Here is a 13,002-nt window from a genome sequence, read left to right on the forward strand (position 1 = left end):
AGGGGTGAGTGTGCACCTGGTCGGAGGCGGCCTGTCGGATGACGACACCCCCCTCCTCGCGCGGTTCCTGTCCGAGGCGACGACGAGGGCGACCGCGGCCGCCCGGTTGGAGCCGGCCCGCATCGCCGTGGTCCTCGTCCACGACGGCCTCGGCGCCGAGTGGTTCGACCAGTACGCCCAGGCGCTGCGTGCCGGCGGTTCGTGCGAGCCGGTCGCGGTGCTCGCGCCCGAGGGCGGATCCATCGAGGTCGCGCAGCTGCAGGACGTGGACGGCATCGTCGTCGGCGGGGGCCTCACGCCCGCGTACCGCCAGGCGCTCGAGCCGGTCTTCGGCGAGATCCGCCGCCAGGTCACCGCGGGCGTCCCGTACCTCGGCTTCTCCGCCGGCGCCGCGGTCGCCGCCGAGACCGCCATCGTCGGCGGCTGGCGCATCGGCGACGTCGAGGTCGTGCAGGAGTCCGCGAGCGAGGACCTCGACGAGGTCACGGTCGAGCAGGGCATCGGCCTCATCGACGTCGCGGTCGACGTGCACGCCGCGCAGTGGGGCACCCTCACCCGGCTCATCGCCGCCACCGAGGCCGGGCTCGTCGAGGGCGGCGTCGCCATCGACGAGGGCACCGTGCTCATCGTGGGCGAGGGCCAGCTGGTCGTCGAGGGGCGCGGCAGCGTCTGGTCGGTCATCGGCTCGGAGACCGGCGTCACCGTCAGCTCCGCCGGCGCCTCCTGATCGGCCGCCCGTGGCGCTGACCCTGCCGGAGCTCGTCGAGCGCGGCCTCATGGACGCCGGCTGGGCCGAGGCGCTCGTTCCCGTCGCCGACGACATCGCGCGGATGGGCGAGTGGCTGCGCGGCGAGGTCGCCGCCGGCCGTCCCTACCTCCCCGCCGGGGACCGCGTGCTGCGTGCGTTCCAGCAGCCGCTCGCCGACGTGCGCGTGCTCATCGTGGGGCAGGATCCGTACCCCACGCCCGGCCATCCCGTCGGCCTCTCGTTCTCGGTCGAGCCCGACGTGCGGCCCGTGCCGCGGAGCCTCGTCAACATCCACCGGGAGCTGCGCGACGACCTCGGCATCCCGACCCCCGAGCACGGCGACCTCACCGCGTGGACCCGCAGCGGCGTGCTGCTGCTCAACCGCGTGCTCACGGTGCGGCCGGGCGCGCCCGCCTCGCATCGCGGCACGGGCTGGGAGGCCGTGACGGAGTGCGCCATCCGTGCGCTCGCCGACCGCGGCGGCCCGCTCGTCGCGGTCCTCTGGGGCAAGGACGCCGGGTCGCTCGCGCCGATGCTCGCGCCCGTGCCGTCCATCACGTCCGTGCACCCGAGCCCGCTGTCGGCATCGCGCGGCTTCTTCGGGTCGAGGCCGTTCAGCCGGGCCGACGCGCTGCTCCGCGAGCAGGGCGCGGATCCGGTCGACTGGCGGCTCTGAGCCCGCGGCCGTCCGCACCTGATCCGCGCTGCGGGCGGCCGCGCACACCGCCCGGACCGGCGCGCGGCCCTGGCCGTAGGATCGCCCCATGCTCGAGGAGGAATACCAGACGAGGCGCCGCCTGCCCGCCCACCTCCGGAAGCCCGCGCCGCCCGTGCCCGTGTTCTCCTTCGAGATCCGCGCAGCCGCCGTCTCCGATCTCCCGGACATCCGGGAGATCTACAACCACTACGTCATGAACAGCACTGTCACCTTCGACGAGACCCGCATGACGCTCGCCCGGTGGCGCGGCCGGTTCGGCCAGCTCGAGCGGATGGGGATGCCGTTCCTCGTCGCCGTCTCGCCGTCGGGCCAGGTGCTCGGCTACGCGCTCGTGGAGCCCGTCGGGAACCGCCGCTCGTCGCGCACGACGGTGGAGGACTCGATCTACCTGGGCGCCGCGTCCACCGGCAAGGGCCTCGGCCGCGCGCTGCTGGAGGCGCTCCTCGACGCGTGCCGGGAGGCGCGGATCCGGGAGGTCATCGCGGTCATCGCCGACCAGGGCGCCGAGGCGTCCATCCGGCTGCACGCGTCGCTCGGCTTCACCGAGAGCGGGCGGATGGGCCGCGTCGGCTGGAAGTTCGGGCGCTGGCTCGGCACCGTCACCATGCAGGCGAGCCTCAAGCCGACGGAGCGGCCGGGCCGGTGGGCGCGGGCCATGCGGCGATCGTCTCCTGGCGACGACGCTCCTCGTCCCACCACGCCCGCTGCCGCTCCTGGAGCTGCTCCTTCGCGGTGAGCGGGCGCGGCGCGACGGTCTCGACGCGGTGTCGGCGGGCCCACCACCCGGTGAGGAGGGCGGATCCGAGCACCACGGCCATCGGCAGGATCATGAACGGGCCGCCGGTGCCGTCGCTGCGGTCCAGCGACTCGGACATCTGGCCGAGGAGCGCCGTGGGGATGAACAGCAGCGTGTTGTTGAGCGCGTGGATGAGCACGGGCGCCTCGAGGCCGCCGGTCAGCCGTGCGGAGATCGTGGCCGAGATGCCGAACACGAAGTAGTAGGCGATGAGCCACGGGTCCTCGGCGAGGTGGGCGAGCGCGAAGAGGGAGCTGGCGACGATGGCACCGACGACGAGCGCGACCCGCGTGTCGCGGAACCAGGATCCGACCGAGCGCTGCACGAGGCCGCGGAAGCCGTACTCCTCGCCCGCCGACTGCAGCGGGGTCGTGAGCAGCACGATGACGAGGAACGCGACCACCTCGCCGTCGACGCGGATCTCGCCGGTGGGGTCGAGCGCGAACGTGACCGCGATGTAGACGAGGAAGACCGGCGCGATCACCAGCGCGACGCGGCCGAGCCAACGCCAGCGGAAGCGGCCGACGACGGACGACAGCGTGCCCATGCGCACGCCGAAGAGCCAGCGCTGGAGGAGCATCGAGACGGGGATGAGGGCCGCGAGCGAGAGGTTGGTGGCCAGCATGATGACGGGCGTCATGGTCTCGAGCGACGACGCGTCCGACGCGTCGAGGCGGCCCGTGGCGAACTCGATGCCGAAGGCGACGAGGCCGAAGACGAGCGACAGGACGAAGAAGGCGACGGCGCCGAGGACGAGCGCGACGACGCCGCGCCACGGACCGCCGGTGTCGCGGAGGCCGTGGTGGTACGGCACGGGCGGGCGCTCGGGGAGCGGCGGCAGGGCCGGCGGCGCGGGGACCGGGAAGCCGACGGCCGCGGCCCCGGTCGTCGACGGCGGGGCGGGGGGCATCGGCTCCGGTGCGCTCATGCGGCAAAGGTACCGGGGCACGGCTGCGCGGACATCCACCCGAGGGTGGAGGGCGCGCGGCGGAGGGGCGGGGTCGCGCGCGACCGGCGGCGGCCCGTGCCGCGTACGGTGGACCGGACGAGAGGCGCACCGATGCAGCAGGATCAGGACCGACCCGAGGACTTCGACGAGAAGCGGCACGAGCAGCTCACCACGGCCCCGAAGGCGGTGGAGTCGGATGCGGCGCCGCGCGTCGACGTGTCGGAGCCGGAGGACGGCGTGACGCGGATCGACGTGGCGGAGACCGCGTCGGTGCGGCCGGGGAAGCCCACGCCGACGCGCGACGCGTGAGCGCCGCGGAGGCCGGGCGAGCGGCGGCCGGAGCGCGGGAGCCGCGCGACGTGCTCGTGCTCGGCGGCACCGCGTGGATCGGCCGGCTCGTCGCCGAGCGCCTGGTGGCGCGCGGCGACCGGGTGACGTGCCTCGCGCGCGGCGCCTCGGGATCCGCTCCCGCGGGAGCGCGGCACGTCGTCGCCGACCGCGACGGCGACGACGCCTACGACGCGGTGGCGTCTGCGGACTGGGACGAGGTCGTCGACCTCACCTCCTCGGCCGCGCACGCGCGCGCCGCGGTGGCGGCGCTCGCCGACCGGGCCCGGCACTGGACCCTCGTGAGCACCGTGTCGGTGTACGCGTCCTTCGAGCGCGCGGGCGACGACGAGTCGGCGGCGGTCGTGGATCCGGTGGACCTCGACGAGTACGGCCAGGCCAAGGTCGCGGCCGAGCGCGCGGTGACCGCAGCGCTCGCCGGACGCCGCATGATCGTGCGCCCCGGCCTCATGGCGGGTCCGGGCGACGACAGCGACCGGTTCGGGTACTGGCCGGCGCGGTTCGCGCTCGCGGGCGACGGGCCGGTGCTCGTGCCCGACGCGTCCGACCGCCGGGTGCAGGTGATCGACGCGCGCGATCTCGCCGACCTCGTCGTGGAGGTCGGCGTCCGCGGGCTCGACGGCGTGGTGGACGCGGTGGGGGAGAGCGTGCCGCTCGCGGAGGCGCTGGACCTCGCGGCGGACGCCGCGGGATCCACGGGCGAGCGGGTCGTCGTCTCGGACGCGCGGCTGGCGGATGCGGGCGTGCGGCACTGGGCCGGCCCGCGGTCGCTGCCGCTGTGGCTGCCGCGCGAGGCGGGCGGGATGCTGGCCCGGAGCGACGCGGGCATCCGGGCGCTGGGCGTCGCGCGTCGCCCGCTCGCCGAGACGATGCGCGACGTGCTGGCGGACGAGCGGGACCGCGGGGTCGACCGGGCGCGGCGGTCCGGGCTCACGCGCGACGAGGAGCTCGCGGTCCTCTCCGACCTGCGCTGACGGGACCCGCGCCCGCACGCACGAGCGCCGCGCACCGTCCGGGGACGGGTGCGCGGCGCTCGTGGTTCGCGCGGGTGGATCAGCGGATCGCGGCCCGCAGCTCGGCGGCGGCCGCGGCCGGGTCGTCGGCCGAGTAGATCGCGCCGCCGGCGACGGCGACCACGGCGCCCGCGTCCTGGACGTCGCCGATGGTGCCGGGCTTCACGCCGCCCGCGACGGAGAACGCCACGCCGGACGCCTTGCCCGCCTCGAGGAGGTCGCCGAACGTGTAGCCGTCCTCCGCCTGCTCGTCGAGGCCCGCGTGCATCTCCACGAACTCGGCCCCGAGCTCGGTGACCTCCTTCGCGCGCGTCGCCTTGTCGGCGACGCCGATGAGGTCGACGACGATGCCCTTGCCGTGCTTCTTCGCGGCCTTCACGGCGCCCGCGATGGTGCTGTCACCGGCGACGCCGAGGACGGTCACGAGGTCGGCCCCCGCGGAGAACGCGATGTCGGCCTCGAGCTCGCCGGCGTCCATCGTCTTGAGGTCGGCGAAGACGATCTTGTCGGGGTGCGCCTCCTTGATCGCGGTGATCGCGGAGAGGCCCTCGGCCTTGATGAGGGGGGTGCCCAGCTCGATGATGTCGACGTGCGGCGCGGCCTTGCCGGCCAGCTCGAGCGCGTCCTTCGTCGTGAGCACGTCCATGGCTACCTGGAGCTTCATGCGGTTCCTCTTCCTGTCGTGATGCGTGTCGGGGTGGTGGGGGATCGGGTGACCGTCGGTCACTCGAGGTTCGCGTGGCGCGGCCACAGGTCGTCGGCCGAGAGGCCGGACGCCTGCCACAGCGCGTGGAACACGGCGTCGCCGACGAGCGCGACGGAGAGCTCGAAGAGCCCGCCCGCGTACTGCTCGGAGACCGTGCCGCCGTGGTCCTGCTTGGCGGCCGCGGGGATCAGCACGGTCACGTCCGCGAGGCCGGCGAGCGGCGAATCGTCCGCCGTCGTGAGCGCGACGATGCGGGCGCCGACCTCGTGCGCGATCTCGGCGGCGCTGACGATGCCGGCCGTGGTGCCGGAGCCGCTCGCGACGAGGAGGACGTCGCCCTCCTCGATCGCGGGCGACGTGCCCTCGCCGACGACGTGCGCGTGGAGACCGAGGTGCATGAACCGCATGGCGGTCATGCGGAGCGCGAGGCCCGAGCGGCCGGCGCCGAGCGCGAAGACGCGGCGGCCGTCGCGGATCACGCGGGCGGCCTCGTCGAGGCGCTCCGCGAGGTCCGGGTCCGTCAGCGCGCGGGCGACGCGGGTGTTCTCGTCGGAGATGAGCGTGAGGGCCGCGGCCACGTCGACGGGGGCGTCGCCGGTCGGGCGGGGGTCGGGCGTCGTGTTCGTCATCGTGTCCATGGTGGCCGCGCCGCGGCGTGCGCGCTGCCCACCCGACGGGTGGATCCGCCTACCCGTCCGGGCAGGTGCCGCTCGCCACGGCCGCACTTCCGGGTGGGCGTACGGTGGCAGGATGCCGTCCCGGACCCACCCTGCCTCGCCCGCCGCCCGTCCGTCCGCGCTCGCCGCCGCCGGCGCGGTCGGCCTCCTCGACGGCCTGCACGACGCGCTCGCCGCCCCGTTGCAGGAGGTGGCCGGCGCCCTGTCGACGCTGCTGCAGCCGGTGGTCGCGCATCGCGCGCTCGTGATCTTCACGGAGGACTGCACGGGCCGCCCGCGCAAGAAGGCCGGCGAGGCGGAGGTGGTCGAGAACGTGACCATCGCCGAGCTCGACGGGATCCTCGCGAGCCTCGCGGCAGGATCCGACGACGACGGCTCCGCCTGGGCCGTCGAGCACCCGGTCGGCGGACGCCCGCGCACTGTCGCCGCCTGGCGCGCCGACACGGGCGCGCTCCTCGTCCTCGTGGATCCCGTCGCCGCGCACGACGACGTGCCCGCCGCCCGCGAGCTGGTGCGCGCGCTCTGGCGGAGCGTGGCCCACGGGATCCGTCAGCAGGTCGCCGCGGCCCCGCCCGCCTACCTCGCGGAGGCCCGCGCGGTCTCCTCGGAGCGCGCCCGCGTGGTCGCCGAGCTCGGCGACGCGCACGCCACGACCCTCGAGTCGCTGCTCGCGGTGCTGCGCTCCTCCCGCACGGGCGACGCGGCCGCGCGCCAGACCGCCGCCGACCTCGCGACCAACGCCATGGTCGAGCTGCGAGCAGCGAGCGATCGCGACCGCTCGCTCGGCGAGGAGCCCGTCGCGCGCGCCTTCGCCCGGCTGCGCGACGACCTCCGCCCGCTCGTGCGCTTCCGCGACCTCGACGTGCAGTTCGTCGAGCCGCCCGTCGACGGCCGCGCGCTGCCGGGCGAGGTCGCGCACGCGGGCCGGGCCATCGTCCGCGGCGCCGTGCTCGCGCTGGTGGAGGAGCCGGACGTGACGCGCGTGCGCATCCAGTGGGACTGCGACGGCAGCAACCTCCTCGTCGGGATCCGCGACGACGGCGCAGGATCCACCACCGCCGACCTCGACGCGCTCCGCCGCCTCACCGACCGGGTCGCCGCGCTCGACGGCACGCTGGAGGTGACGGCGACGCCCGGCTGGGGGTCCGAGATCGCCGTGCGCCTGCCGCTCGACGCGCCCGCCGCGGGCCTCGACGCTGCGGGGGAGGCGGGCCTCAGCGCACGCGAGCGGGAGGTGCTCGCGCTCGTCGCCGGCGGATCCCGCAACCGCGCCATCGCCGCCTCCCTGGGGATCAGCGAGAACACAGTGAAGTTCCACGTCGCGAACCTGCTGCGGAAGATGGGCGCCTCCACCCGCGCGGAGCTCGCGGGGCTCGTGCGGGGCTGACGCGGGCGGCGGGCGCCGGGCGAGAGACGCCGGGCGAGAGGCGCCGGGCGCCCTCGGAGCGGGTGCGGGAGTTAACCCCATGGAAACCTCGGCTACGTAAGGTATTGGGCATCCCCACCACCCGCCCGCCCGAACGAGGACGTCCCCGCATGCGCTCTGCCCCCACCCGCCACCCGTCCGGGGCCGCGCGCTCCGGCGCCGTCCGCACGGGCGCCCTCGCCCTCGTGGCCGGTCTGTCCGCCGCCGCCCTCGGGCTCGGCGCCGCCCCCGCATCCGCCGCCGAGGGGGACGTCGCCATCGACGTCTACTCGATCAACGACTTCCACGGCCGCCTGGAGACCACGTCGTCCACCGCGGGCGCCGCCGTCATCTCCGGCGCCTTCCAGCAGGCGAAGGCCGCCAACCCGAACAGCACGCTCATCTCCGCGGGCGACAACATCGGCGCGAGCACCTTCACCTCGCTCTCGCAGCAGGACCAGCCGACGCTCGACGCGCTCAACGCGATGGGCGTCTCCGTCTCGACCCTCGGCAACCACGAGTTCGACCAGGGCCGCGACGACGTCGACGGCCGCGTCGTCCCCGCGTCGGACTTCCCCTACATCTCGGCGAACCTCTACGAGAAGGGCACGACGGAGCACGCGTACGCGGCGTACGACGTGCAGGACATCGGCGGCGTGCGCGTCGCGTTCGTCGGCGCCACGACCGAGTCGCTGCCGGAGCTCGTGAGCCCCGCCGGCCTCGCGACGCTCGACGTCGGCAGCGTCGTCGACTCCTCCACCGCGACCGCCCGCGCGCTCCGCGACGGCGACGACGCGAACGGCGAGGCGGACGTGGTCGTGCTCGTCGTGCACGAGGGCGCGTCCACCTCCGACGAGGCGTCCCTCACCGACGACTCGGTCTTCGGCCGCATCGTGACGGGCGTCCAGCAGGACGTCGACGCGGTGATCTCGGGCCACACGCACCTCGGCTACGACTACGAGCTGCCCGTCGCGGGCAGGGCGCTCCCGCTCCCGGTGCTGCAGACCGGCAGCTACGGCACGAACCTCGGGCACCTGTCGCTCACGGTGGATCCCGCCACGAAGGCCCTCACCTCCATCTCCTCCGAGCTCGTGCCGCTGCTCACCGCCGCGGGGAAGCCGGCGTTCCCGGCGGATCCCGCGGTGCAGCGCATCGTCGACGACGCGGTCGCGAAGGCCGAGGTCATCGGCAGCCGCACGGTCGGCGAGATCACGGGCGACATCAGGCGCGCCCGCCAGGCGGACGGCGCGGAGAACCGCGGCGGCGAGTCCACCATCGGCAACCTCGTCGCCGACGCGCAGCTGTGGGCCACGCAGGCGGACCTCGGCACGGAGATCGCCTTCATGAACCCCGGCGGCATCCGCCAGGACCTCACCGTGGCGTCCTCGGGCGCCGGCGACGCGGAGGGCGAGGTGACGTACAAGGAGGCCGCCATCGTGCAGCCGTTCGCCAACACGTTGACGACCGCGAAGATCACGGGCGCCGGGATCCGCGCGGTGCTCGAGCAGCAGTGGCAGGGCGAGGGTGCCACGCGCCCCCTCCTCAAGCTCGGCATCTCGCGCGACCTCACCTACACGTACGACCCGACGGCCGCGCGCGGCGAGCGGATCACGGGCCTGTTCTTCCGAGGCGCGCCCGTGGATCCCGCGCGCGTCTTCACGATGGTCGCGAACAGCTTCCTCGCGGAGGGCGGCGACGGCTTCACCGAGCTCGCGAACACGACCGAGCAGAGCGACTCGGGGCGCGTCGACCTCACGGCCTTCGTCGACTACGTGACGGAGTTCTCGCCGGTCGACCCCGACTCCGCGACGCGCTCCATCGGCGTCGTCGACACGACGGGCGCGGCGCCGCGCGCGGGCCAGGAGCGCTCCTACGAGCTGTCGTCGCTCCTCGTCTCGAACGCGCCCGTGCAGGACACCGAGGTGGTCACGCTCATCGACGGCGAGGAGGTCGCGCGCACGCCGATCGACGCCGCGGTGGTCGACACGACCGACGAGCAGGGCCGCGCGAGCGTCCGGTTCACGATCCCGGCCGACCTCGCCGCGGGCGCGCACCAGCTCGCGTTCCTGCTGCCGAGCACGGGTGCCTCGGTGCTCTTCGCGCTCGACACGGCGAGTGGATCCGTCGTCCCGTCGGGCACGGGCGTCGTGCCCGCGCCCAGCACCGAGCCGACGCTCGCGGCGACGCGATCCGAGGCGGGGCCCGTCCTCGGCACCTCGCTCGCGGCGCTCGCGCTCGGCCTCGCGCTCGTCGCGTTCCGCCGCCGCGCATCGGCGGCCGCGCGCCGCTGACGATCGCGGATCCCCAGGACGGGGCGGGTGCCGGGACGACCGGCGCCCGCCCCGTCCGCGCGTCCGGCCCGGCCTACGCTGGACCGGTGTTCGCACTCCACCACCTCAGCGCCCAGGATCAGTGGGACCAGCTCCAGCGCGGCGAGGTCACCCCGACCGAGCTCGTCACCCACTACCTCGAGCGCATCGAGCGGCTGGATCCGGGCCTCGGCGCCTTCACGACCGTCAACGCCGACCGCGCCCTCGACCGCGCCCGCCACGTCGAACGCGAGGTGCCGCGCACCGCGCCGCTCTGGGGCCTGCCGTTCGGCGACAAGGACCTCTCCGAGCGCGCGGGCGTCCGCACCACCTTCGGCTCGCGCCTCTTCCGCGACCACGTGTCCGAGCGCACCGACCCCATCCCGCAGGCCCTCGACGACGCGGGCGGCATCAGCCTCGGCACGACCAGCGCGCCCGAGTTCGGTCTGCCCTCCTACACGGAGAGCCTCGTCGCGCCGCCCGCGCGCACGCCCTGGGACACCACGCGCGGCGCCGGCGGATCCAGCGGGGGAGCGGCCGTCGCGGTCGCCGCGGGCCTGCTGCCGTTCGCGCCCGGATCCGACGGCGGCGGCTCCGTCCGCATCCCCGCGGCGGCGACCGGCCTCGTCGGCCTCAAGCCCTCGCGCGGCCTGGTGCCCGCGGGATCCGGCCAGGAGTCGCTCGCGGGCCTCGTGGTGCCCGGCCCGCTCGCGCGCAGCGTCGCCGACGCGGCCATGCTGCTCGACGCGATGATCGGCCGTGTCAACGGCCGCATCCCGCACCCGTTCACCCTGCGCGCGCCCGAGGACCACGACGGCGACCTGCTCGGCGCGGCCGTCCGCGGCGAGGGCCGCTTCCAGATCGGCGTGATGACCACCACGCCCTGGGACGACGCCTACGAGATCGCCCTCGACCCCTCCGCCCGCGACGCGCTGGCCCTCGCGGTCCGCGAGCTCGCCGCCGTCGGCCACGGCCTCGAGGACCTCGCGCTCCGGCCGGATCCGACCTACGCGCCCGCGTTCCGCACCATCTGGCAGGCGGGCGCCGCGGGGATCCCCGCCGAGGGCGCCGAGCTCGACCTCCTCGAGCCGCTCACGCGCTGGCTCGTCGAGCGCGGCCGGGCACTCAGCGCGCGCGACCTCGCCCGCGCGCTCGCGCAGCTCACCGCCTACGAGCGCAGCGTCATCGCCCAGTTCGCGCACGTGGACGCCGTGCTCACGCCCGCGCTCGCGCAGGAGCCGCGCCCGATCGGCTGGTACGACGCGGAGGACGGCGAGCGGAACTTCGCGCAGCAGGTGCAGTACACGCCGTACACGTCGTTCGCGAACGTCACGGGCCTGCCCGCCATCACGCTCCCGGTGCACCTCACCGACGACGGCCTGCCGATGGGCGTGCAGCTGATCGGGCGGCCCGGCGGCGAGGCGACGCTCCTCGCGATCGGCCGCCAGCTCGAGCGGCGCCTGCACTGGCAGCGGCGGCACCCGCCGCAGTGGTGAGACGCGGCGTCGTCGACGCGGGGGCTACGCGAGCGCGCTGACGCCCTTGACGATGGCCGTCGCGGCACCGGCGAACGAGATGACCACGACGGCCGTGCGCGCCCCGCGGCCCGGGATGCGGGGCGCGAGCAGCGTGCCCGCGCCGACGCCCGCGACGAGCGTCACGACGATGCCGATCCACGCCGCCGCGCCGAGGTCCGGCCAGCGCTCCGGCGCCAGCACGAGCTTCGTGATGAGCGACGCCGCGCCCGTCGTGAGGAAGAACGGCTGCAGCGTGGCCGCGAACCCGCGCTGCTCCCAGCGACTGACGACCGCGTAGACGCTCACGCTCGGGCCGCCGATCCCGGCCGCGGCGTTCATCACGCCCGCGGCGAAGCCGAAGCCGGCCATCACGCCGGGGCCGTCGACCACGCGCGTCGTCCGCCGCAGCGCGAGCGATGTCGTGAGCGCGGCGACCAGCAGCACGCCGATCCCGATCTCGAGCGCCGGCTCCGGGAGCAGGTAGGCGAGGAGCGCGCCCGGCACGATGCCGACCACCGCGGGCCCGGCGAGCAGCAGGTAGCGCCGCCACTCCACGTCGCGCCGCACGGCCGAGAGGACGAGCGAGGCCGAGAGCACGCTGCAGAGGTTCACGATCATCACGCCGTCGAAGGGCCCCAGCAGGATCACGAGCACGGGCGCCACCACCAGCGCGAACCCGAGGCCCGTCACGCGCTGTGCGATCGCGCCCACGAAGACGGCGACGAGGACGGGGGCGATCACCCTGACATCCTCCCGTGGATCGGGCGCCCGATCCGCTGCCCGCCCTCGACCGCTGAGGTTAGGCATGCCATACTTAGGCTGTGCTTACCTCCACTGCGACCCACGCCCGCAGCACCGCCGCCGTGGAGCCCGTGGTCGAGGAGCAACCCGAGGTCGAGCGCCCCGCCTACCGGCCGTTCGCCGCGCGCGTCGCCCGCACGGAGCGCGTGAGCCCCACGTTCCTCCGCATCACGTTCCAGAGCGACGACCTGCGCGACTTCGGCGACGAGTGCCTCGACCAGCGCATCAAGCTGCTGCTGCCCGTCGCCGAGCACGGCCTGCCCGACCTCTCCGGGGTCGGCGGCGACGACTGGTTCGCGTGGTGGCGCGCGCTGCCCGACGCCGAGCGCAACCCGCTCCGCACCTACACGTCCCGCGCGGTCCGCCGGGAGCTCGGCGAGGTCGACGTCGACTTCGCGCTGCACGGCGACATGGGCCCCGCCTCCCGCTGGGCCGGCGCCGCGGCCGTGGGCGACCCCATGGTCCTCATCGGCCCCGACGCCCTGAGCCCGGCGCGCGGCCTCGGCATCGAGTGGCACCCGGGCGCCGCGCGCTCGCTGCTCCTCGCGGGCGACGAGACCGCCGCCCCCGCCATCTGCAACATCCTCTCCTCGCTGCCGGACGATGCCGTGGGCTGCGCCTTCATCGAGGTGCCCGTCACGGGCGACCGCCTCGAGGTGCGCGTGCCGAAGGGCGTGAACCTCACGTGGCTGCCGCGCGACGGCCGCCCGAACGGGTCGCGCCTCGAGGAGGCCGTGCGCCACTGGGTCGACTGCCACGTGAAGGTCGGCGCCATCGCCACCCCCGAGGTCGCGCTCGCCGACGCGGCGCAGCCGCTCGCCGAGGACGACGCCGACGGCATCGTCTGGGACGCGCCCGTCGTCCACGAGGGCTCGACGCTCTACGCGTGGCTCGCGGGGGAGTCTGGCTGCATCAAGGCCATGCGCCGCTTCCTCGTGCGCGACACCGGCATCGACCGCCGCCAGGTCGCGTTCATGGGCTACTGGCGCCGCGGCGCGGCCGAGGGATCCTGACC

13 protein-coding genes are annotated in these 13,002 nt (G+C 75.2%); 9 read left to right on the forward strand and 4 right to left on the reverse strand.

Annotated features, from left to right (window positions below; genetic code table 11):
* The first annotated feature begins 4 nt into the window (after nucleotides 1-4).
* From AWH51_RS15020 to AWH51_RS15030, 3 genes are all read left to right on the forward strand, one after another.
* Nucleotides 5-727: a Type 1 glutamine amidotransferase-like domain-containing protein gene (locus tag AWH51_RS15020; RefSeq protein ID WP_063072857.1), complete on the forward strand. Its 723-nt coding sequence runs from the start codon at nucleotides 5-7 to the stop codon at nucleotides 725-727.
* A gap of 10 nt (nucleotides 728-737) precedes the next feature.
* The gene (locus AWH51_RS15025) at nucleotides 738-1,424 is read left to right on the forward strand and encodes a uracil-DNA glycosylase (RefSeq protein ID WP_063072858.1); all 687 of its coding nucleotides are present in this window, start codon (nucleotides 738-740) and stop codon (nucleotides 1,422-1,424) included.
* Nucleotides 1,425-1,512: 88 nt separating this feature from the next.
* Nucleotides 1,513-2,202 carry a GNAT family N-acetyltransferase gene (locus AWH51_RS15030; RefSeq protein WP_063072859.1) on the forward strand — a complete coding sequence of 230 codons (690 nt, stop codon included), beginning with the start codon at nucleotides 1,513-1,515 and terminating at the stop codon, nucleotides 2,200-2,202.
* Here the strand turns inward: AWH51_RS15030 and AWH51_RS15770 are convergent.
* Complete coding sequence (locus AWH51_RS15770) at nucleotides 2,084-3,190, reverse strand: CPBP family intramembrane glutamic endopeptidase (protein ID WP_081235158.1); 1,107 nt, start codon at nucleotides 3,188-3,190, stop codon at nucleotides 2,084-2,086. The genes AWH51_RS15030 and AWH51_RS15770 overlap by 119 nt on opposite strands.
* A gap of 132 nt (nucleotides 3,191-3,322) precedes the next feature.
* On the opposite strand from AWH51_RS15770, the gene AWH51_RS15035 reads away from it, so the two are divergent.
* Nucleotides 3,323-3,520: a hypothetical protein gene (locus tag AWH51_RS15035; protein ID WP_063072860.1), complete on the forward strand. Its 198-nt coding sequence runs from the start codon at nucleotides 3,323-3,325 to the stop codon at nucleotides 3,518-3,520.
* The gene (locus AWH51_RS15040; RefSeq protein WP_063072861.1) at nucleotides 3,517-4,533 is read left to right on the forward strand and encodes an NAD-dependent epimerase/dehydratase family protein; all 1,017 of its coding nucleotides are present in this window, start codon (nucleotides 3,517-3,519) and stop codon (nucleotides 4,531-4,533) included. Before AWH51_RS15035 ends, AWH51_RS15040 begins: the two co-directional genes overlap by 4 nt.
* 79 nt (nucleotides 4,534-4,612) lie before the next feature.
* On the opposite strand, the gene hxlA is transcribed toward AWH51_RS15040, so the two are convergent.
* Nucleotides 4,613-5,236 carry a 3-hexulose-6-phosphate synthase gene (hxlA, locus tag AWH51_RS15045; RefSeq protein ID WP_063072862.1) on the reverse strand — a complete coding sequence of 208 codons (624 nt, stop codon included), beginning with the start codon at nucleotides 5,234-5,236 and terminating at the stop codon, nucleotides 4,613-4,615.
* Nucleotides 5,237-5,295: 59 nt separating this feature from the next.
* Nucleotides 5,296-5,907 carry a 6-phospho-3-hexuloisomerase gene (hxlB, locus tag AWH51_RS15050; protein ID WP_063072863.1) on the reverse strand — a complete coding sequence of 204 codons (612 nt, stop codon included), beginning with the start codon at nucleotides 5,905-5,907 and terminating at the stop codon, nucleotides 5,296-5,298.
* A 121-nt stretch (nucleotides 5,908-6,028) separates the two neighbouring features.
* On the opposite strand from hxlB, the gene AWH51_RS16525 reads away from it, so the two are divergent.
* From AWH51_RS16525 to AWH51_RS15065, 3 genes are all read left to right on the forward strand, one after another.
* The gene (locus tag AWH51_RS16525) at nucleotides 6,029-7,342 is read left to right on the forward strand and encodes a LuxR C-terminal-related transcriptional regulator (protein ID WP_063072864.1); all 1,314 of its coding nucleotides are present in this window, start codon (nucleotides 6,029-6,031) and stop codon (nucleotides 7,340-7,342) included.
* A 149-nt stretch (nucleotides 7,343-7,491) separates the two neighbouring features.
* Entirely contained in the window at nucleotides 7,492-9,651 is a 2,160-nt protein-coding gene (locus AWH51_RS15060; protein WP_063072865.1) for a bifunctional metallophosphatase/5'-nucleotidase, read from the forward strand.
* A gap of 86 nt (nucleotides 9,652-9,737) precedes the next feature.
* The gene (locus tag AWH51_RS15065; protein ID WP_063072866.1) at nucleotides 9,738-11,165 is read left to right on the forward strand and encodes an amidase; all 1,428 of its coding nucleotides are present in this window, start codon (nucleotides 9,738-9,740) and stop codon (nucleotides 11,163-11,165) included.
* Nucleotides 11,166-11,189: 24 nt separating this feature from the next.
* On the opposite strand, the gene AWH51_RS15070 is transcribed toward AWH51_RS15065, so the two are convergent.
* A complete protein-coding gene (locus AWH51_RS15070) occupies nucleotides 11,190-11,927 on the reverse strand; it encodes a sulfite exporter TauE/SafE family protein (protein ID WP_063072867.1) in 738 nt (245 codons plus the stop codon).
* A gap of 80 nt (nucleotides 11,928-12,007) precedes the next feature.
* Here AWH51_RS15070 and AWH51_RS15075 point away from each other — a divergent pair, with 80 nt between their 5' ends.
* Nucleotides 12,008-13,000 (forward strand): siderophore-interacting protein, encoded by a 993-nt coding sequence (locus AWH51_RS15075; RefSeq protein WP_414146364.1) that lies wholly within the window; start codon nucleotides 12,008-12,010, stop codon nucleotides 12,998-13,000.
* The last annotated feature ends 2 nt before the right edge of the window (nucleotides 13,001-13,002 follow it).

This window comes from Clavibacter tessellarius (genome assembly GCF_001618005.1).
Lineage (GTDB): Bacteria > Actinomycetota > Actinomycetes > Actinomycetales > Microbacteriaceae > Clavibacter > Clavibacter tessellarius_A.

What these genes read in the sequence shown, in the direction of transcription:
- AWH51_RS15030 (WP_063072859.1), top strand. Translation starts at nt 1,513, where the DNA reads ATGCTCGAGGAGGAATACCAGACGAGGCGCCGCCTGCCCGCCCACCTC.
- AWH51_RS15770 (WP_081235158.1), bottom strand. Translation starts at nt 3,190, where the DNA reads ATGAGCGCACCGGAGCCGATGCCCCCCGCCCCGCCGTCGACGACCGGG.
- AWH51_RS15035 (WP_063072860.1), top strand. Translation starts at nt 3,323, where the DNA reads ATGCAGCAGGATCAGGACCGACCCGAGGACTTCGACGAGAAGCGGCAC.
- hxlA (WP_063072862.1), bottom strand. Translation starts at nt 5,236, where the DNA reads ATGAAGCTCCAGGTAGCCATGGACGTGCTCACGACGAAGGACGCGCTC.
- hxlB (WP_063072863.1), bottom strand. Translation starts at nt 5,907, where the DNA reads ATGACGAACACGACGCCCGACCCCCGCCCGACCGGCGACGCCCCCGTC.
- AWH51_RS16525 (WP_063072864.1), top strand. Translation starts at nt 6,029, where the DNA reads ATGCCGTCCCGGACCCACCCTGCCTCGCCCGCCGCCCGTCCGTCCGCG.
- AWH51_RS15060 (WP_063072865.1), top strand. Translation starts at nt 7,492, where the DNA reads ATGCGCTCTGCCCCCACCCGCCACCCGTCCGGGGCCGCGCGCTCCGGC.